12 protein-coding genes and 1 pseudogene are annotated in these 19,770 nt (G+C 61.0%); 8 read left to right on the top strand and 5 right to left on the bottom strand.

Features of this window, described 5'->3' with window-relative positions:
* Positions 1 to 9: 9 nt before the first annotated feature.
* The 3 genes from RA167_RS14910 to RA167_RS14900 form a co-directional block, all read right to left on the bottom strand.
* A complete protein-coding gene (locus RA167_RS14910) occupies positions 10 to 849 on the bottom strand; it encodes a hypothetical protein (RefSeq protein WP_237574304.1) in 840 nt (279 codons plus the stop codon).
* 150 nt (positions 850 to 999) lie between these two features.
* Positions 1,000 to 1,959: a serine O-acetyltransferase EpsC gene (gene epsC / locus RA167_RS14905; protein WP_076788402.1), complete on the bottom strand. Its 960-nt coding sequence runs from the start codon at positions 1,957 to 1,959 to the stop codon at positions 1,000 to 1,002.
* Positions 1,960 to 2,207: 248 nt separating this feature from the next.
* Positions 2,208 to 2,870 carry a TetR/AcrR family transcriptional regulator gene (locus RA167_RS14900; protein WP_076788400.1) on the bottom strand — a complete coding sequence of 221 codons (663 nt, stop codon included), beginning with the start codon at positions 2,868 to 2,870 and terminating at the stop codon, positions 2,208 to 2,210.
* A 286-nt stretch (positions 2,871 to 3,156) separates the two neighbouring features.
* On the opposite strand from RA167_RS14900, the gene RA167_RS14895 reads away from it, so the two are divergent.
* From RA167_RS14895 to RA167_RS14865, 7 genes are all read left to right on the top strand, one after another.
* Positions 3,157 to 4,338 carry an isovaleryl-CoA dehydrogenase gene (locus RA167_RS14895; protein WP_076788399.1) on the top strand — a complete coding sequence of 394 codons (1,182 nt, stop codon included), beginning with the start codon at positions 3,157 to 3,159 and terminating at the stop codon, positions 4,336 to 4,338.
* Positions 4,339 to 4,350: 12 nt separating this feature from the next.
* Positions 4,351 to 5,958, top strand: coding sequence for a carboxyl transferase domain-containing protein (locus RA167_RS14890; RefSeq protein ID WP_076788700.1), 1,608 nt, complete (start codon positions 4,351 to 4,353; stop codon positions 5,956 to 5,958).
* Between the two features lie 44 nt (positions 5,959 to 6,002).
* Positions 6,003 to 6,788, top strand: a complete 786-nt coding sequence (locus RA167_RS14885) for an enoyl-CoA hydratase/isomerase family protein (RefSeq protein WP_076788397.1) — start codon at positions 6,003 to 6,005, stop codon at positions 6,786 to 6,788.
* A gap of 73 nt (positions 6,789 to 6,861) precedes the next feature.
* Positions 6,862 to 8,880: an acetyl/propionyl/methylcrotonyl-CoA carboxylase subunit alpha gene (locus RA167_RS14880; RefSeq protein WP_076788396.1), complete on the top strand. Its 2,019-nt coding sequence runs from the start codon at positions 6,862 to 6,864 to the stop codon at positions 8,878 to 8,880.
* A complete protein-coding gene (locus tag RA167_RS14875; RefSeq protein WP_370642967.1) occupies positions 8,877 to 9,830 on the top strand; it encodes a hydroxymethylglutaryl-CoA lyase in 954 nt (317 codons plus the stop codon). The genes RA167_RS14880 and RA167_RS14875 overlap by 4 nt, the downstream gene beginning before the upstream one ends.
* Before the next feature lie 55 nt (positions 9,831 to 9,885).
* On the top strand, positions 9,886 to 10,620 hold the full coding sequence (locus tag RA167_RS14870; RefSeq protein WP_237574305.1) for a 4'-phosphopantetheinyl transferase family protein: 735 nt from the start codon (positions 9,886 to 9,888) through the stop codon (positions 10,618 to 10,620).
* Positions 10,621 to 10,791: 171 nt separating this feature from the next.
* Positions 10,792 to 11,499 (top strand): succinate dehydrogenase/fumarate reductase iron-sulfur subunit, encoded by a 708-nt coding sequence (locus RA167_RS14865; RefSeq protein WP_076788393.1) that lies wholly within the window; start codon positions 10,792 to 10,794, stop codon positions 11,497 to 11,499.
* A 94-nt stretch (positions 11,500 to 11,593) separates the two neighbouring features.
* On the opposite strand, the gene RA167_RS14860 is transcribed toward RA167_RS14865, so the two are convergent.
* Together RA167_RS14860 and RA167_RS14855 are read right to left on the bottom strand one after the other, a co-directional pair.
* On the bottom strand, positions 11,594 to 12,409 hold the full coding sequence (locus tag RA167_RS14860; protein WP_237574306.1) for an endonuclease/exonuclease/phosphatase family protein: 816 nt from the start codon (positions 12,407 to 12,409) through the stop codon (positions 11,594 to 11,596).
* 5 nt (positions 12,410 to 12,414) lie between these two features.
* Complete coding sequence (locus RA167_RS14855) at positions 12,415 to 14,541, bottom strand: VTT domain-containing protein (protein WP_076788389.1); 2,127 nt, start codon at positions 14,539 to 14,541, stop codon at positions 12,415 to 12,417.
* Between the two features lie 1,559 nt (positions 14,542 to 16,100).
* Between RA167_RS14855 and RA167_RS15750 the strand changes: the two are divergent.
* Positions 16,101 to 19,274 (top strand): annotated as a pseudogene (locus tag RA167_RS15750) (amino acid adenylation domain-containing protein); the annotation flags it as partial.
* Positions 19,275 to 19,770: the final 496 nt, after the last annotated feature.

The raw sequence follows: 19,770 nt of genomic DNA, 5'->3' as shown, positions 1-19,770 counted from the left end.
CCGTCAGCATCAACGATGGCCGACGATGCGGTTCCAGCCGTGCCGGATCGACGCCTTCAGACGGTGCCATCCATCGCTCGCAAGGGCGAGCCGTGATGCACCGCGCGTGGCGCATACGTTACCGGCCTGTGCAGGCGGGCGACTCAATAGTCGGAGAGAGTTGTCCGCCAGCGGGTCGGTAAGTCCCAGTTCATCAGTCAGAGAGCGGACGGTGTTGTTGGCGCCGTCCGGATCGCGTGGCGGCGCGGGCTCGGCACATGAGGCATCCGTGCGTGCGGCACGTGATGCAGCCGGATGCGCGGTGCGGCTCGTGAGTACATCGTCATTTTGTGACGGGGTGATGTGGCTGTCGACGTACCGTGCGCCGGCGCATAGCAATGTGTCTCGCGCCACCGGCACCTGCAGGTGCGCGTAGACGTCGACACTGACTAGCGCCGATCCGTCACGCGACGCTTGCCGATACCGGGCAGCTTGGAATGGAAAGCGTCGGTGGTGGAATACGGCGGCAAGCCATTGCTCGATCGGCTCCCACGGGAGATGGACTGGCACCTCGTTAGCGCCTGCCGGTGTCTCGGCATCACGTGCAATCGGCGCCGATAGTCCGGTGCTGAGCGGCGATGGCGTGTCTCGCGCAGTATGCTCGGCGGCGGTTTCATTGCGTGGCGCAGCGGGGGCCGGCTCGGCGTGCGCCGCTTCGGCCTGCTCCCGATTCTCGCCGAGTGGGTGCGCGCTGCAGCGCGCGTCATGGATTTTGATGTCTGGACGTGGGAAGCCGGCTTCGGCCAATGCGTGTTCGGCCCGCATCGCATCGTTGCGGTTGTCGAACACGCCGATCAATGTGTGTTTCATTTCACTACTCCATTGGGCAGATGTTCGCTTATGCAACGGGCGCGCAATTTTCAGGCCTAGTCAACGCTATTACGAATACTGCGATATTGAGTTGCTTTGCCAGCACTTTATTAAAGAATTATGCAACTCTGTCCTCCATAGCGAGCACCGTCACGCGCCCAGCGCATCGCCCGCGTCGGACACGTCGGTGTCGCCTTGCCGCACGTGGCCTTGCGAGATCGCGCTGCCTGGCGGCACGCTGTGTGTGAGCCACACATTGCCGCCGATCACTGAGCCGCGACCGATCGTGATGCGACCCAGGATCGTGGCCCCCGCGTAGATCACCACATCATCCTCGACGATGGGATGCCGTGCATTGCCCTTAATCAGCGTCCCATCTGCGCAGGCCTCGAAGCGCTTCGCGCCGAGCGTGACCGCCTGGTACAGCCGTACGCGATCGCCGATGATCGCAGTCTCGCCGATCACCACGCCGGTGCCATGGTCGATGAAGAAGCTGCTGCCGATTTGCGCGCCAGGATGGATGTCGATGCCCGTTGCCGAATGGCCAATCTCCGAGATAAAGCGCGGTAGCAGCGGCACGCCGGCGCGGTACAGCGTATGGGCGAGCCGGTGGTTGATGATGGCTTCAACGCCGGGGTAAGACAGCATGACTTCACTGGTGTTCTGGGCCGCTGGATCGCCGGTATAGGCGGCGTGGATGTCGCTGACCAGCAGCGCGCGCGTGGCTGGCAGCGAAGCGGCGAAGTCCCGCGCGATCGTCTCGGCGTGCGCGCGCAGCGCGTTCTCGGGCAGGTCTTCCTTGTCCTGGGCAAAACGCAGTGCACGACGCAACTGCTCGTACAGCACGCGCAGCGTCTCGTTCAGCGTATTGCCGACGAAGAAATCAATGCTCTCGTCGGTCAGATCGGGCGCGCCGAAGTGCGTTGGGAACAGCACTGCGCGCAGGTTCACGATCACTTGCGCCATCGCCGTGCGCGACGGCAGTTCGCGCAGCCCTTTCGGGTGCCGGGTGCGGTGCTTGCCTTCACGCGACATGCGAAGCTCGGCGACGACGCTATCGAGGTTCCAGTGCGGGTGCGTCGAGTCGTAGCTGGGTTTGATATCGGCCATGTGGTTCGGGCGGTCAGGGCGCAGGGCCGGCCAGGCCGCTGCACCGCCGGTTCGCCTCGGTTGATCCAATCCATCGCCCATTGTCGCGCATGTTCAATCGCGGCGTCTCGAGTGGGGAAGCGTACGGTAGGCGGAAAAAACGGGTTGACCCGCAATGCCCCGTCGCTGCAGCGGGCGGTCACGACATACGGCTGGTAGGTCCCATCCGGCTTGCGCGCGGGCGAGCCGCTCACGAATATATCGGGACGTCAGCGTACCGGCAGGCGTCCCAGCGCCTGCTCGACGTCGTCGCGGAATTGCACTAATGCAGCCCATTCGGTGTGGCTTGGCTGCAGCGCACTCCACAGCATGTCGATCAGTTGCTCGGCGGTTGCTTCGATATCCGCAGCCCGCTTGGTCAGTGCCGCATCCCATAACACGTGCTCCATCGGACCGAAGATCATCGAGCGCAACAGGCGCAGCGGCACGTCACGCCGGATCTGCCCCAGCTGCTGGCCGTGGGCCAGCACCTCCATTAGCGGCTTTGTATAGCGGCGTTGCAAATGCACGAACGTTTCGCTCAATTCGTGGTGCTTGGTGCGGCCCTCGGATAGCACCAGCGAACAGAGCCCGGTGCCGTTGAGCAGCATCAACCGCAAGTGCGTGCGCACGATGAACGCGAATTGCTGCCGCACCGAGCCGTCGCGCGGTAAGCCGCGCTCGATCGCGTCAATGATCTCGTCGTACCAATCGCTGATTACGCGTGCGCACAACTCACGCTTGCTGGAGAAATAGCTGAACACCGTCGCCTCGGCAATCCCCACGCGCTGGGCGATCTCGGCGGTCGTCGCCTGTTCGTAGCCGCGTTCGGAAAATACGTCGCGGCCCACGCTCAGAATCTGTCTGACGCGTTGCTGTGATTTGGCGCTCATTGGCACCCGGCGTGTGGTGGCGCTCCGTGGCGACGGGGGCCCGCCAGAAGCGGGGGCCGTGAGCGCGACGATCGAGTCGTTCATGACAGTGGTGGAATCGATTGTGATGTGAGTATCACTCAAAAAACCTTTACGTCAAGCGCCAGAATGGATGAGAATTGCATCAGATACTCGATCGACGCTGGACTTTCTGGTAGATGAGCGTTGTTCAATTCTATGCCAAGGTGCCGTTGACGGCGCACGGGCGGACGTCACTGGCGCGTCGTGCGCCGTTCGGAGCAGAGAGATGAGCCACATTCCCGGATTGCAATTTTCGCTCGGCGAGGACATCGAGATGCTTCGCCAGAGCGTCGCCCATTTTGCCGAGAAGGAAATCGCGCCGCGCGCGGCCGACGTCGATCGCACCGATCAGTTCCCAATGGACCTGTGGAAAAAATTCGGCGACCTTGGCGTGCTCGGCATGACGGTATCCGACGAATATGGCGGCGCCAACATGGGTTACCTCGCTCATATGGTGGCGATGGAGGAGATTTCGCGTGCGTGCGCCTCGATCGGCCTGTCGTATGGCGCGCACTCGAACCTATGCGTGAACCAAATTCACCGCAATGGCAATGAGGCGCAGAAGCGTAAGTACTTGCCCAAGCTGGTGTCCGGTGAGCACGTGGGCGCGTTGGCGATGAGCGAGCCGAATGCCGGCTCGGACGTGATCAGTATGCGCTTGCGTGCCGACAAAAAGGGTGATCGATACGTGCTCAACGGTACCAAGATGTGGATCACAAACGGCCCGGACTGCGACACGCTGGTGGTGTACGGCAAGACGGACCTGGAGGCCGGTGCACGCGGGATGACGGCGTTCATCGTCGAAAAAGGCATGAAGGGTTTCTCAGTCGCGCAAAAGCTGGACAAGCTCGGCATGCGTGGCTCTCACACCGGGGAACTCGTGTTTGAGGACGTCGAGGTGCCGCACGAGAACGTACTGGGCCAGGTTGGCGGCGGCGTGAAGGTGCTGATGAGCGGCCTCGACTACGAGCGAGCGGTGCTTGCCGGCGGCCCGACCGGCATCATGCTCGCCTGTATGGACGCGGTCGTGCCGTATATCCACGATCGCAAGCAGTTCGGCCAACCGATCGGCGAGTTTCAATTGATCCAAGGCAAGGTCGCGGACATGTACACGACGTTGCAGGCTTGTCGAGCGTACCTGTACGCGATCGGCGGCCAGTTGGACAAGCTCGGGAGCGAGCACGTGCGCCAGGTGCGCAAGGATTGCGCCGGCGTGATCTTGTACACGGCGGAGAAGGCGACGTGGATGGCCGGCGAAGCGATCCAGATTTTGGGTGGTAACGGCTACATCAACGCGTTCCCAGTTGGCCGTCTGTGGCGCGACGCGAAGCTGTATGAGATCGGCGCCGGTACCAGCGAGATCCGCCGGATGCTGATTGGCCGGGAACTGTTTGCCGAGACGATGTGAGGGATGTCAACGATGCCCGTACTCGAAACCAAGCTGAATCCGCGTTCCGGCGAATTCCGTGCGAACGAGGCGGCGCAGCAGGCGCTGGTTGCCGACCTGCGCGAGAAGATCGCCGCACTCGCGCAGGGCGGCGGCCAAGCGGCCCGGGACAAGCACTTGGCCCGCGGCAAGCTGTTGCCGCGCGAGCGGATCGCGCAATTGCTCGATCCCGGCACGCCGTTCCTGGAGCTGTCGCAGCTGGCCGCATACGGCATGTACGGCGGCGATGCGCCAGGCGCGGGCATCATCACCGGCATTGGCCGCATTGCCGCGCAGGAGTGCGTGATCGTGTGCAATGACCCGACGGTCAAGGGCGGCACTTACTACCCGATGACCGTAAAGAAGCACGTACGCGCACAGGAGATCGCCCAGGAAAACCGGCTGCCGTGTCTCTACCTGGTTGACTCAGGCGGGGCCAACCTGCCGAACCAAGACGAGGTATTCCCGGATCGGGATCACTTCGGCCGCATCTTCTACAATCAGGCGAACCTGTCCGCGCAAGGCATTGCGCAGATTGCCGTGGTGATGGGGTCGTGTACCGCCGGCGGCGCTTACGTTCCCGCCATGAGCGACGAGTCGATCATCGTAAAGGATCAGGGCACGATTTTCCTCGGGGGCCCGCCGCTGGTGAGGGCCGCGACCGGCGAGGTCGTCACGGCCGAGGATCTAGGTGGCGGTGACGTGCACACCCGGCTGTCCGGCGTCGCCGATCATCTTGCGCAAAACGATGCCCATGCGCTCGCGATCGCGCGGCACATCGTGAGCAACCTGAACCGAGTCAAACCGCAGCCGCTTGCACTGCGTGAGCCGAAGCCGCCCCGCTACGACGCGCGCGAGTTATATGGTGTGATCCCAACCGACACGCGCAAGCCGTTCGACGTGCGCGAGGTGATCGCGCGCCTTGTCGATGATTCGCAGTTCAATGAGTTCAAGGCGCGCTACGGTACGACACTGGTGACCGGGTTTGCGCACCTGTGGGGTCATCCTGTCGGCATCGTCGCCAACAACGGTATTCTGTTTTCTGAATCAGCGCTCAAGGGGGCGCACTTCATCGAGTTGTGCTGCCAGCGCAAGGTTCCGTTGATTTTCCTGCAGAACATCACCGGCTTCATGGTCGGACGCAAGTACGAGAACGAAGGAATTGCCCGTCACGGCGCAAAGATGGTCACCGCGGTTGCGACTGCGCAGGTGCCCAAGTTGACGGTGATCATCGGCGGCTCGTTCGGTGCCGGTAACTACGGGATGTGCGGCCGCGCGTACTCGCCGCGGATGCTATGGATGTGGCCGAATGCGCGAATCTCCGTCATGGGCGCTGAGCAGGCAGCCTCCGTGCTGGCCACGGTACGTCGCGACGGCATCGAGGCGAAGGGCGGGACCTGGTCCACCGAGGACGAAGAAGCTTTTAAAGCATCCATCCGTGAGCAATACGAGCATCAGGGCCACCCCTACTACGCGAGCGCCCGCTTGTGGGATGATGGCGTCATCGATCCGGCGCAGACCCGCGATGTGCTCGGCCTAGGCTTGTCGGCCGCGATGAATGCGCCGATCGGCGAGACGTGCTTTGGCGTGTTCCGCATGTAGGCGCTGGCGGCTCCCATGTTCAGCGGATGCGAGGAGACGAAGCAATGCAATACGACACCTTGACACTCGATTGCGAGGATACGCTGGCGACTGTGACGTTGAACCGGCCGCAGGTGCGCAATGCATTCAACGAAACGATGATTGCCGAGCTGACGTCGGTATTCGACATGCTGGGCCAACACCGCGAAATCCGCGCGATCGTGCTCGCTGCCAATGGGGTGGCGTTCTGTGCGGGCGCCGATCTGAACTGGATGCGCAAGATGGCCCGCTACTCGGACGACGAGAACCGTGCTGATGCGCGCGCGCTCGCGCGAATGCTGGCAACGATTGACCGCTGTCCCAAGCCCGTGGTGGCACGCGTCAATGGCGATGTCTACGCCGGCGGAATGGGATTGATATCGGCCGCGGACATGGTTGTCGCGCAGGAAGAAGCACATTTTTGCCTGTCCGAGGCGCGGCTCGGCCTGATCCCGGCGACGATTGCGCCCTATGTGATTCGCGCGATGGGCGAGCGTGCGGCGCGGCGCTATTTCACGACCGCCGAGCCGTTCGACGGCGTGACCGCGTTGCGGCTCGGGCTGGTCAGCGAACTCGTGCCGCAAGTCGCGCTGGACGAGACGGTGCGCCGGCTGGCTGATGCGCTTAGGGCCAACGGTCCCGGTGCGGTTGCCGCATCCAAGCGGCTGGTGCGGGACGTCGCCGGCAGGCCATTGACCGACGAGTTGATGGCTGAGACCGCCGAGCGGATCGCACGCGTGCGGGCCTCAGCGGAGGGCCGTGAAGGGGTGACGTCGTTTCTCGAGAAGCGCGCGCCGGGGTGGCGCATCTGAAACGGGTCGCGCGTTAGTTTGGCCGCGGGCCATTGCGGTGTGCCGCCAGCGCGGTTCAACGGGATAGTACGCCATGTTCAAGAAGATACTGATTGCCAATCGCGGTGAAATTGCCTGCCGTGTGGCTGTGACGTGCCGCCGCCTGGGTATTCACAGCGTGGCGGTCTATTCGGATGCCGATGCGAAGGCCAAGCACGTCAGTATTTGTGACGAGGCAGTCCATATCGGCGCAGCGCCGACGGCCGAAAGTTACTTACGCATCGAGCAGATCATTGATGCAGCCCAACGCACCGGCGCGCAGGCGGTCCACCCAGGCTATGGCTTTTTGTCGGAAAACGAAGCATTTGCGCAGGCTTGCGCGGCGGCCGGCATCGCATTTATCGGGCCGCCGGTCGATGCGATCGCTACGATGGGTTCGAAGGCAGCGGCTAAGACGCTGATGCAGGCCGCTGCTGTGCCGCTAGTGCCGGGCTATCACGGCGAAGATCAGGACTGGGCACGATTGCAGCGCGAAGCAGATGCGATCGGCTATCCGGTATTGCTCAAGGCCAGCGCGGGCGGTGGCGGCAAGGGCATGCGGGTTGTCGAGCGGCGCGAGGAATTCGCCGCCGCGCTGACTTCGTGCCAGCGCGAGGCGGCAAGCAGTTTCGGCAACGATCGCGTGCTGATCGAAAAGTACCTGGTGCGTCCGCGCCATGTCGAAGTGCAGGTTTTTGCGGATCAGCATCGCAACGCCGTGTATTTGTTTGACCGCGATTGCTCGGTGCAGCGGCGTTACCAAAAGGTGCTCGAGGAGGCGCCGGCGCCCGGCTTGTCAGACGATAAGCGTCGCGCTATGGGGAAGGCGGCGGTTGCTGCGGCCCGCGCGGTCGACTATGTTGGCGCCGGTACCGTTGAATTCATCATGACGCAGGGCGGCGAGTTCTATTTCATGGAGATGAACACGCGGCTACAGGTTGAGCATCCCGTCACCGAGATGGTGACGGGACTGGATCTAGTCGAGTGGCAACTGCGCGTCGCCGCCGGCGAAAAGCTGCCGTTGCAACAACACGAGCTGCACGTGAGTGGCCATGCGATCGAGGCGCGGATCTACGCGGAGAACCCGGCGCGCGACTTCCTGCCGTCGACCGGTACCCTGTTGCATCTGCGGATGCCAGACGCCGTCGAGTTCAGGCTCGGTGGACAGGACAGCCCGGCATCGCGTGCGCCAGTGCGCATTGACAGCGGGGTGCGGCAAGGCGATACAATCACGCCGCACTATGATCCGATGATCGCCAAGCTGATCGTGCACGGCACGGACCGCGGCGACGCGCTGGCGCGGTTGTCACGCGCGCTGCGCGAGTTTGAGATCGTCGGTCCGCATACGAATATCGAATTCCTGCATCGAATCTCGACCAGCGAGCCGTTCACGCATGCCGATCTCGACACAGGCCTGATCGAGCGCCATCATGCGGTATTGTTTGCGCGCCGAGAAAAGCCGGTTGGCGAAGCCCTTGCGCTTGCCAGCGCCGCGCTGCTGGCGCGTGAGCGGGATACGTCGCCTTGGACCGCCCTGTCGCATTGGCGCTTAAATGGCCCCTACACGCAGGTCATCGAATGGCGCGATGTCGAGCGCGCAGACGATACGACGATCGCGGTGCGTTTCCAGTGCGATGCAAATGGCGCGGTGCTGGAGCTGAACGGCAAAGCCTTGCCGTTCGCGTGGTGGGACGGCGACGGCGCGCATGAATGGGGTATGACGCTCGGCGTACAGCGCATCACCGGACGCGTATTCGTTGACCGCGATACCTTCCATGTTTTCTCGCGCGGCGACGCGTTTGCGTTCGAATGGAAAAATTTACTGGCCCACGCGGCGGATGCCGAGCACGACGAGGGGCGGCTGACCGCGCCGATGCCCGGCAAAGTGATTGCGGTGCTGGTCGAACCCGGCGCACGGGTCAACAAGGGCACGCCCCTGATCGTACTGGAGGCAATGAAGATGGAGCACACGATCGCGGCGCCGGCGGCCGGCAAGATCGAGCAGATCTTGTACGCGGCCGGTGACCAGGTGGCCGACGGCGCACAGCTATTGACTCTGGAGGTGACAGCATGACGGAGGGACGGAGCGGTTTGGCGGCCGCGTGCCGCCGCAACATGCCCAGTTTGCCCGGCCGGGTGAAGATCGTCGAAGTGGGGCCCCGCGATGGTCTGCAAGCGGAAAAATCGCAGGTATCGACCGACGTTAAGGTGGAACTGATCGACCGGCTGAGCGCAGCCGGTTTCACAAACATCGAGGCGGCGTCATTCGTGTCACCGAAATGGGTGCCGCAAATGGCCGACGGCGCTGACGTGATGGCCCGCATCCAACGGCGGGCGGGCACGCTGTATTCGGCGTTGACGCCCAACATGAAAGGTCTCGAGGTCGCGCTGGCCGCACGGCTCGATGAGGTGGTTATTTTTGGTGCGGCCAGCGAAGCGTTTTCGCAACACAATATTAATTGCTCGATCGCTGAATCCCTTGCGCGGTTCACCCCTGTCGCGAAGGTCGCCAAAGAGGCCGGACTGCGGTTGCGCGGCAGCATCTCGTGCGCCTTCGGCTGCCCGTACCAAGGGGACGTCGCGCTCGATGCCGTGGTCGATGTGGTGACCCGGATGCGCGATCTTGGATGCGATGAAATTGACATCGCTGACACCATCGGCGTAGGTACTGCAAACCGTGTGCTGGAGGTGGCTGAGGCCGTATCACATGCCTTTCCGCTCGAGCGTATTGCCGGACACTTCCACGATACTTATGGACAAGCACTGGCGAACATCTATGCGGGACTGCAGGCTGGTATCGCCATCTTTCATTCGTCGGTCGCGGGCCTCGGTGGCTGCCCCTATGCTAAAGGCGCGACGGGCAACGTGGCTACGGAGGACGTGTTGTACCTGCTTCACGGACTTGGAATCGAGACAGGCGTTGACCTGAACGCAGTCGTTGCGGCGGGCGACTTCATCAGCCGTGCGATGGGTAAGCCCAACGGCGCGCGCGCCGGCAGGGCGCTGCTTGCCAACGCAGCGTAGATTAACCTCAGAACCCCCCACACGAGCGATGAACGAGGACGCGACACACATTACGATGACAACCCTGCTGCACCCCGGCGGGTGCTGGCCCGATGACGTGATGCTGTGGCACGTGCGGATCCCACTCGCTCCCACTGCATGGAACCGGCTGCAGGCGTGGTTGTCCGCCGATGAACAGCAACAGGCCTTACGCTATCGGCGTGACGAGGATCGGCTGCGCTTTGCCGCGACGCGTGCCGTACTGCGAACGTTGCTTGCCAGGCATATCGGTGGTGTGCCGCTGTCGCTGCGCTTTTCGTCGGGGCCGTTTGGACGGCCGGAACTCGACGGCTACGGCGACACATTGTCGTTCAACGTCACGCATGCAGGCCAGCATGCGCTGATTGCGCTATCGGACAGGCGCTGCGTGGGCGTGGACATCGAGTGCATGAACCGTATGATCGACTGGCAGGCGTTGCTCGGAACGGTGTGCACCGACGCCGAGCAGCGTGCGCTGCGCGAGGGGGGCCACGTGCGGGGCGCTCAAGGTTTTTTCCGCTGCTGGACGGCCAAGGAAGCCGTGCTCAAGGCGCTGGGCGTCGGTATTGGGTATGGCTTGCAGCAGGTGTCGGTGGATCCGTTTGCCCAGGGCGTGCAGCGCGTGGATGCGCCGGCGAGTGGCGCATGGGGGGATATCGCGGCGCTGCAACTGCACTGGATCAACGATGTTGCCGACTATGCTGGCTGTATCGCGTTCGGGCCGCCCGGCAGCGTCAGCGCACGTCCGCGCCAAGCCCCCACTGCTGGCTGATGCCGCGGATACCCGCCGTCATCGAGCGTCGCGTCGGCGACCTTGCCGTTGAATGCTGCGCATTTGAGGTCGGATGAACCAACCGTCAGGAGTCGGCAGCGCCGCGCCGGCATGGGAATGGTTGTTGCTCACCCCATTTTCCTACTGCTCGACTTTCCGGAGCTTGTTGCCATGACCCAGCGACGCGTCATCGATGTCTTCCGTTACGATCCCGACCGGGATGAGCGCCCCCGCATGCAACGCTACGAGATCGAGCCGCAGCCCGAAGACCGGATGCTGCTCGACGTGCTGGGACGGCTCAAGGCGCTCGATGAGACGCTCGCCTACCGTCGCTCGTGCCGCGAAGGGATCTGTGGCTCGGATGCGATGAACATCAATGGCGTGAACGGGTTGGCCTGTCTGACAAACATGCAATCGCTACCGGCGCACATCCAGCTCAGGCCATTGCCCGGTCTACCAGTCGTGCGTGACCTGATCGTGGACATGACCAGCTTTTTCAACCAGTACCACTCGGTCCGGCCCTATCTGGTCAACGATACGCCGCCGCCGGAGCGCGAGCGATTGCAGACACCGCAGGAGCGTGACCAACTCGATGGGTTGTATGAGTGCATCCTTTGTGCGTGCTGCTCGACTGCGTGCCCGTCGTACTGGTGGAATCCGGACAAATTCGTTGGTCCGGCCGGCCTTTTGCAGGCGTACCGGTTCATCGTAGATTCGCGCGACGAAGCCACCGGCGAGCGTCTAGACAATTTGGAGGATCCGTATCGACTGTTTCGCTGCCGGACGATCATGAACTGTGCGGATGTATGCCCAAAGGGTTTGAATCCCGCGGCCGCTATAGGGCATATTCGCTCCATGCTGGCGCGCCGTGCGCTTTAGCCGGCCCCGGGGACGGCTCGTCCGTGCGCAATATCACACCCCGCGATGGCGCGCCGCGTTAGAGTACTTTGTCGACTGCGAGCCCATGCCTATGTTATCGCGGTAGCGAACGAATGTCCCCGGTCGAATCTTTACCGGTGCGCGTCGCGCTGTCTCGCAGGCCCGTGACGGCCGCAACGCCGCCGGCCACCTCGAGAGGACGAGTACCATTGCCGTTTGCGCGGATGCGCGCAATCAACGGCAAATGATCAGACGCGAGGCGCGCAAGCGCGCTACGATGCACTTGGACATCGATCAGCCATTCCCCAGGATGGACCCAGATGCGGTCCAGCGAGAGGATCGGCCAGCGTGCCGGAAACGTGCGTGGCGCCGGCGCCCGTCGAAAATGCCCGACCAGCGCGCGCAATGCACGGCCGTGCACAAACCATTCGTTGATGTCGCCCAACAGGATTACCGGCAACTCGCTGCTGTCGAATGCGGCGAGCAGCGTGCGCACCTGTGCGCTGCGCTCAATCGCCGACAGCCCCAGGTGCGTCGCGACTACGCGCAGCACGCCGTCCGCATATTCGATGTCCGCATCGAGCGCGCCGCGCGGTTCGCGTCGCGTAAACGACAAGTCCAGTGTGCGTGCCGCGCGAATCGGTAGCCGCGACAGCACCGCATTGCCGTAGTCTCCACGCTCGGTCTGCAGCGTTGGCCCGGCCACCGCCTCCATGCCGGTGGCATGCCGCAAATCGTCCAGCACGCCGGGCGCGTTAGAGGCGCCGTTCAACGGGACCTCCTGAAGGGCGACGATGTCGGCGTCTAGTTCGGCGATAACGTCAGCGATGCGTTGCGTTGAGCGTTGTCGCCCTCGGCCAACAGCGCCATGGATGTTGTAGGTCGCAATACGCAGTTCTGAGTAGGGCATGGTGGTCAATATTTTTTTAGCAGCTTGTGCAATAGAATCGACAGCGCCACCAGCGCGGTGCCGATGCCGATGAGCAACGCGAGCGAGCCCGCGTCGGGATGCCGGATCGATGCGACCAGTTGGTGTGCGAACGTCACGGTCAGCACCGCGCCCGGGGCCATGCCGAGCAGCGTGCCGAGCAGGAATTCGCGTATCCCGATATGGGACGCACCGGCTACTAGGTTGACGATCGAGAACGGCGCGACCGGCACCAGTCGTAGCACCAGGATGGTCAGCAAACCACGCTTGCCGATGCGCTCGCTCAGGCGATTCGCGCGGGAGCCGGCAAGCCGGCGCACCGCGTCGCGGCCCAGCCCGACGCCGACGTAGTAGGTGGCCGCCGCAGCCAGCATCGTGCCAACTAGCGCGTATGCTGCGCCCGGCCATGTGCCAAAAACTAGTCCAGTGGCGGCAATGATCAGCGTGATTGGCACGGCCGCTAGCGAAGCGACGACGTAGCCAAGCAGCACGATCGCTGGTGTCAGCGGCAATGCGGCCAATCGTTCGCCCCAATGCACGACATGGGCTACGCTCAATGCCTGACCGGCGGGAGTGAAGCGCCACAGCGCGGCTAACGTGGCTAATGCGAGTGCGAAGGCCCCGAGAAGGAGCAGCCGGGTCGCTGGGCGCGCGCCCTGACCATCGTCGAGGAACTGCCGGACCAGCGCGTCCGGTTCTACCGGGACTTCCGGGTCCGCCCACGCGCTAACCGGCACCAACGCTTCGAGTTCGGGCGGGATGGTGGGATCCAGTGGCGTGAGCGTGCGTGCGTCGTGCCGCAACGCGTCGATCGCACCGTTCAAGCGACCATGATGCTGCAGCGCGGCAGCCACCGCTTCAGGCGAGACATCTAGGTGTTCGGCGAGTAGCCGGTCTCGGATTGACGCGATCACTGCACGCACGCGGTCGCTGCCATTGGCGTCCAATACGACGTTACATTCCGTGTCGAGCACCATTGAGCGGTTGTTCAGGTTCGCGCTACCGACGCAAAGCCGCTCATTGTCACTGATCATCAGCTTGCTGTGTACGTTCAGGCACCCCGTGTGCAGCCCGTCGATATGTGGATACCAGAGCCGGTAGTGTCCGTGGCGATCGGCTCGCGTGAGCGCGCGGTGTAGCCGCGCACGCAGCGCGCCCATGGTGGCTTCTTGCAGCCAGCCGCTGTGGTTGCGTGGCACGACCACCGCGACGTCGGGCGCGTGCAGGTCCTCAAGCCGTTGGCTCAGCGCGTCGCGCACGACAGCGGCGGTCAAGTACTGATTCTCGATATAGAGATTGTGCTGCGTAGCCTCAATGATGTCGACGGTGAGCGTACGGATGTGCTGCACGCCAAGCTCGTTGCGGTAAGGCGGCGCGGTCAACGCAATGCCGAGCACGACGTCGTGCACGTCCACTGGCACGCTTGACGGCCATGGGTCGGTGCCGCTTAGGTTGCGCTCGGCGCGGATCGCCAGCGTCTTGCCGCACGCGCGGCGCCAGCGGCCTCGTGCCAATTGGCCGAGCGCACGCGCGGCTCCGCCATCGAAGACCGTGTGGACATCATGGAACGGGTTGTACGGCGAGCCGTCGGGGTTGCGGCGCCAAGGATCGTTTGCAGCATGCGCCGGCGTGTCCCAGCGCGCGCGGGTCAAGTCCAACCCGCCGACGAACGCGAGCCGGTCATCGACGACGACGAACTTTTGGTGATGCGAAGCACCGCGTGGGTGTGTGTTATCCATCCGGAACAGGATCCGTCGATGCGAACGCCAGCCGGTCGGATAGACAGGCATCCATTCTCGTTCGAACGCGTAAATCATGGCGAAATCCCATGCCAACACGTAAATCCGCAGCCGCCGGTTGGCGCTGGCTACGGCTTGCAGGAAAGCGCCAAGCGGCTCGGGGAAGCCGTCCGCCGCGCCCTGCGGTACCAGCTTCATTCGACTGTTGATATCCCAGCCGACGATGAAAACAGTATGCTGCGCGCCACGGATGGCTTCGCGCAACGCCGAAAAATACACGGCGGCGTCGATCAGCACGCTGAAGCGATCGGCATGGCACAGTGAGTCGCAGTTGCGGCCGACTTCCAGCAGCCCATGGGTCGAGCGAGTGTTCAACGTTGTTCCTCTAAACGCGGGATATGACGCAGGAGGGCATCCCTATCGACGCGCGTAGCAAGCCGCGTGCCGGTGGCGTGTGAGCCATATGTCGGTGGAGCATGGATGCGCGACAATATGTCGGCAATGCCGGTGATGGTGACGAGGTTTAAACTCGGACGACGCGCTGATCGTCGTGTGGACGTAGCGGCGCAACGGCGTGCTAACTTCGAGCCAGTTGAGCATGGCCTTTATTGGGCCGGGTGCCGCGGCGTTTGGCACGGCGATGCTCGCAACAGTAATCGCTCGCACATGGCTGTATATTGGATTCGTGCTGGCCGATCACGCTGCTGTGTGCTTACCCGCGCCATGCGTGCCACACTGGATGACGAGACGATACGGTTGCCCCGTAACCCGCTGGTCATCGAGCCCTCTCGTCATGGCCTTCGGGCACTACAACGAAAAGCATCCGTATGGCGCATTGAAATATCGCTCGCCACGCGAGTTCCGATGCAGGACCGATTCATCTACTTTAGCGTGAACCGTGTCCGGGAGTACGGGGGAAATCCGATTATGGTTGGATCAGTAAGCGCGGCAATTTTTTGATTATTTCTCAAAACATCGTATAAAGTTGGTTTTTGGGATAATTATTTTATTGAACTTACTCATGTGCCGTTTTATAAATATGAATAACATAAATATCTTCGTATTTCTCGCTTGCTGCCATATTCTGGCCATCAGCGACATGCTGTTTAAATGCTTTTTTGTTCCGATTTTGTCGGTTTTTAGAAAGGAAAAGTGCTTTGACCGCTCAAAATTACGATATATAGTGGTTTTGCCCATGTTAAGCATTCCACGGGAATGGAGCTTTATCCTTGTGCGCGGTGCGGTTTAGCCAAAAAATGGGATGATTCGTCGGCAGTCGTGACTGCCGTTTCATACAGGCGATGTCTGGAGTGAACGTAATGACGAAGTACCCCAATATAGCATCAGCGCAAGTTGTCCTTATGCGGTATGCTCACTTCTCTCCCTATCCTTCTTGCCTCGAACCCGCTTTGCAAGAGGTGACGCGGTGGTGTCTTAAGTGCGGGCAATAGCTCGCACGGGTGTAGGTATCATTAAGTTGTCCACGTTTCAGTTGTTAGTCTGCAATGTTGCATCGCCCCATTGGGGGTGGCGCTTTGTCGAGTTCAGTTGATTCCTTAAGCAGGGAAGCGGTTTTGCGGATTCCATGCGAATGCCACGCTTAACATCAGGCTGCCTAAGCAGAGCGGTGAGCCACTGTAGCCGGTTAGGTATGGGCATTAACAACGTTGTATTACGATAGATCGTTAGGCTTGGTTCCGCATGCCCATGAAATGTCATATTGGCCAACGATTGCGTCCGACCTTTCATCGTGGCACGGTATCTGCTCACATCTGTAGAGCTACCCTTTGAAAGACCGACAATTGGTACAAGCAGAAGCAGGCAAGATGATTGTTAGGAAATTTGTACTACTAAAAATTGCAAAGTAACAGATGGTTAGCTGACTGATTCGGCTATGTAAGCGGATTGCTTTCCGTCTGATTTGGAGCCCAATTATGTCTATTAGCGTCACGCCGCTTACGTATCCGTTATCCACTGCTCAAACGGAAGTCTGGCTTGCTCAGCAGCACTACCCAGACAGCCGCGCCTATACCATTGGTCAGTACACAGTCATCGAAGGGGCCGTTGATCCAGCCTTGTTTGAAGCGGCGTTGCGGCAGGTGATCAATGAAGTAGATAGTTTGCGTTTGCATTTTGTCCAGACCGATGAAGGAATTCAACAGTATGTGGGCTCACCAGCATGGTCGCTATCGCGGGTTGACCTCAGTGCGGAAGCGGACTCGCAAGCTGCCGCTCAAGCATGGATGCGGGCTGATTATGAGCGGCCATTGAATATTTTACAAGGGCCGCTGTTCCATTATGCATTGCTGCAAACCGCTTCAGACCAGACGCTGTGGTACCAACGCTATCACGCTATCGTGATGGACGGCATGGGTATGCACCTTATCGCGCAACGCACTGCACATGTGTATAGCGCGATGTGTAAGGGTGACAAGCCTGCTCCTTACCCTTTCAGGTCCGTCTCTCAATTGTTAGAGAAGGATGCTCAATATCGCAATTCGGCACAATGGGCACGCGATGAAACGTATTGGCTCAAGCGTTGCGCTAATTGGCCTGAACCGATGATACACGCAAGCCAGCTTGCGAGCCCTGCTCATCATCAATTACGCCATGTTCCTGATCTTGCCCAGTCCGATAGCCAGAGGATTGATACATTTGAATTTTCTGCAATTGATTTAGTCCAACTCGTTACTGCCGCCATGGCGGCCTATTTGCACCGGCTAACTGGGGCGCAGGACGTGGTACTTGGCGTCCCGGTTGCTGTTTGCTCAAGTATGGATCGATGCGTCCCTGGCAGGGTATCTAACATACTGCCAATACGGCTGACTGTTCGACCAAGCACAACCCTCTCGTCACTGGAAGACCAAGTAGCACAAAAAATCCATCAGGGACTGCGGCACCAACGCTATCCGATTGATGCATTACGCCAAGTATTGAAATTGGCGCCCACTCAGCGATTGTTTGGCTCGCTATTGGACGTTGCGATGGTGGATAATCATCTGTTTTTTGGTGCGTATCCGTCAACAAGCTATCTTTTAGCCACGGACTCTATCGAGAATCTCCTTGTCGTGGCCCATGCTCAGCCCGATAGCCCTATGCTGCGGCTTGCTCTTGATGTGGACCGCGCATTCGACACGGCAAGTGAATTCATCCAATCGCAACATGGTTTTTTAGTGTTCCTAAAAGCGCTTCATGCCGAGCCTACTCAGTCTGTCAGTGACGTCGACTGGCTCAATGCAGCGCAGCAGCAGCGCCTGCTTGTCGAATGGAATACCACTGCGCAACCGGTGCCTGACGGGACGCCGCACGAGCTGTTTGAAAAACAAGTCCAGCGTAACCCCGATGCGACTGCGTTGGTATGCGTAGATCAGACTCTTAGTTATGCGGAGCTGAATGCTCAGGCGAACCGTTTAGCCCACCGGCTGATCCGGTTGGGGGTGGTGGCGGAGACGCCAGTGGCCGTGCTAATGCAACGCTCGCCCGAGCGCGTGGTGACAGCGCTGGCCATCCTTAAAGCCGGCGGCGTCTATATGCCGCTGAACGAGCAATGGCCTGATAGCCGGCTGCACACGTTATTGGGTGAAACACGCGCGCCCATCGTGCTGACGGATCGCCCATTGCAAGCGCGCTGCGATGCGTTCAGTGCGCATGTCATTGCCGTTGATGCTGATGCGTCACTCGCTCAGGAGCCAAGCGATAACCCTACGGTGGCGTGCTCACCCGAGCAACTGGCGTATTTGATGTACACGTCGGGTTCGACTGGTCAACCCAAAGGGGTGGGCATTGTGCATCGCACGGTGCGCTATATGGCCTTAGACCGGCGCTTGTCCGCCGTGCGCGATCGCGTGCTGCTGCATTCGTCGCACGCCTTTGACGTGTCCACGTATGAGCTGTGGACGCCGCTGCTCTGTGGTGGTCAGGCCGTCATTGTGCCGCCGGGCGAATTGGACGTGCATGTGCTGCAAGAGACCATCCGAGCGCATCAAGTGAGCGCGCTATGGTTGAGCGCAGGGCTGTTTCAAGTGATGGCCGAAGGTGACTTGAGCTATTTGCGCAGCGTGCGTCAGCTGACGGTGGGCGGCGATATTGTCTCCGCCGCGGCGGCGCAGCGCGTGCTTGAGCACTGTCCAACCCTGCGCTTTATCAACGGATATGGACCGACCGAGACGACCATTGCCACGTGCCATCTAATCGAGGCACCGTATCAAGCGCAAGCGTCGATGCCGATCGGCACGCCGCTGGATAACGCCACGGCCTACGTGTTGGACGCGTGCTTGCGTCCGGCGCCGGTGGGTGTCGTGGGGGAATTGTATATAGCCGGTGAGGGCGTAGCCAGGGGCTACTTCAATCGACCGGGGCTGACCGCCGAGCGCTTCATTGCTCACCCATTCGATGCGAGCGGTGCGCGGCTGTACCGGACGGGCGATCTGGCGTATTGGCGCTCGGATGGCGCGCTGGAGTTTATCGGCCGGGCGGACCAGCAAGTTAAGATTCGAGGCTTTAGGGTTGAGCCGGGCGAGATTGAGGCGGTGCTGCAGCGTCACCCGGGCGTGGCGCAAGCTGCGGTGATTGCTCGAGAGGATCGGGCGGGCGATACGCAGCTGGTGAGTTACATCGTACTCGATGAAGCCCCTGCCGAGCGAGATCTCACGACGGAGGCAAACCAAGTCGAAGAATGGCAGAAGGTCTACGATACGTATTATCAAGACGACGCAGACTATCCATTTGGTGAAAACTTCAATATTTGGAAGAGCAGCTACGATGGCCAGCCGATTCCGTTGTCGGCGATGCAAGCGTGGCGCGCCGATGCGGTTGAGCGTATTCGTGCGCTGCAACCGCGGCGGGTGCTGGAGATTGGCGTAGGCACGGGGCTGCTACTTGCACACCTAGCGCCCCATTGTGACGCGTATTGGGGCACAGATATTTCCGCCCCCGTTATTGAAACGCTGAAAGCCCAAGTGGCGCAGCAGGCTGAATTGACGGCACGCGTTGAGTTGCGTACGCAGCCCGCACATATTACCGATGGTTTGCCGCAAGGCTACTTTGACACCATTGTCATTAATTCTGTCATCCTGCATTTTCCAAATACGGACTATTTAATTGACGTATTACGCCAGGCCATGGCGCTACTTGCGCCGGGGGGCGCACTTTTCGTCGGCGATGTGCTTGATCTGCGATTGTTCGGGTGTTTTGCGAGTGCCGTCCAATTGCACCAGGCGGATCCCACGACGGATGATCATGCCAGTGTGCGCCAACGGATTGAGCAAACGCAACTGGCCAGGAAGGAATTGCGTTTGGCACCGGCTTTCTTCAGCACGCTGCCCCGCACGATTGACGAGATTGCAGCGATCGATATCCAGCTCAAACAGCGGGATTACCATAATGAATTGAGCCGTTACCGCTACGATGTGGTGCTGCGCAAAGGGCCAGTCAACACGCTATCGCTGGCGCATGCACCGCAGCTGCATTGGGCAGCAGAGTCCACCACGCTTGAGGCGGTGCAGACGCATTTAGCCGCTGAACGTCCCGCCTGCCTGCGTATTGTCGGTGTGCCTAATATGCGCTTGGCGTGCGAATTGGAAGCCATGCAGGCGCTTGGTAACG

The sequence above is a fragment of the Mycetohabitans endofungorum genome (assembly GCF_037477895.1).
GTDB lineage: Bacteria > Pseudomonadota > Gammaproteobacteria > Burkholderiales > Burkholderiaceae > Mycetohabitans.
Note: the sequence above shows the minus strand (reverse complement) of the source record. Positions and strands in the feature narration are given on the sequence as shown.

Excerpts from the sequence above, each read along its gene's own strand:
- RA167_RS14910 (WP_237574304.1), bottom strand. The coding sequence starts at position 849 with ATGAAACACACATTGATCGGCGTGTTCGACAACCGCAACGATGCGATG.
- epsC (WP_076788402.1), bottom strand. The coding sequence starts at position 1,959 with ATGGCCGATATCAAACCCAGCTACGACTCGACGCACCCGCACTGGAAC.
- RA167_RS14900 (WP_076788400.1), bottom strand. The coding sequence starts at position 2,870 with ATGAGCGCCAAATCACAGCAACGCGTCAGACAGATTCTGAGCGTGGGC.
- RA167_RS14895 (WP_076788399.1), top strand. The coding sequence starts at position 3,157 with ATGAGCCACATTCCCGGATTGCAATTTTCGCTCGGCGAGGACATCGAG.
- RA167_RS14890 (WP_076788700.1), top strand. The coding sequence starts at position 4,351 with ATGCCCGTACTCGAAACCAAGCTGAATCCGCGTTCCGGCGAATTCCGT.
- RA167_RS14885 (WP_076788397.1), top strand. The coding sequence starts at position 6,003 with ATGCAATACGACACCTTGACACTCGATTGCGAGGATACGCTGGCGACT.
- RA167_RS14880 (WP_076788396.1), top strand. The coding sequence starts at position 6,862 with ATGTTCAAGAAGATACTGATTGCCAATCGCGGTGAAATTGCCTGCCGT.
- RA167_RS14875 (WP_370642967.1), top strand. The coding sequence starts at position 8,877 with ATGACGGAGGGACGGAGCGGTTTGGCGGCCGCGTGCCGCCGCAACATG.
- RA167_RS14870 (WP_237574305.1), top strand. The coding sequence starts at position 9,886 with ATGACAACCCTGCTGCACCCCGGCGGGTGCTGGCCCGATGACGTGATG.
- RA167_RS14865 (WP_076788393.1), top strand. The coding sequence starts at position 10,792 with ATGACCCAGCGACGCGTCATCGATGTCTTCCGTTACGATCCCGACCGG.
- RA167_RS14860 (WP_237574306.1), bottom strand. The coding sequence starts at position 12,409 with ATGCCCTACTCAGAACTGCGTATTGCGACCTACAACATCCATGGCGCT.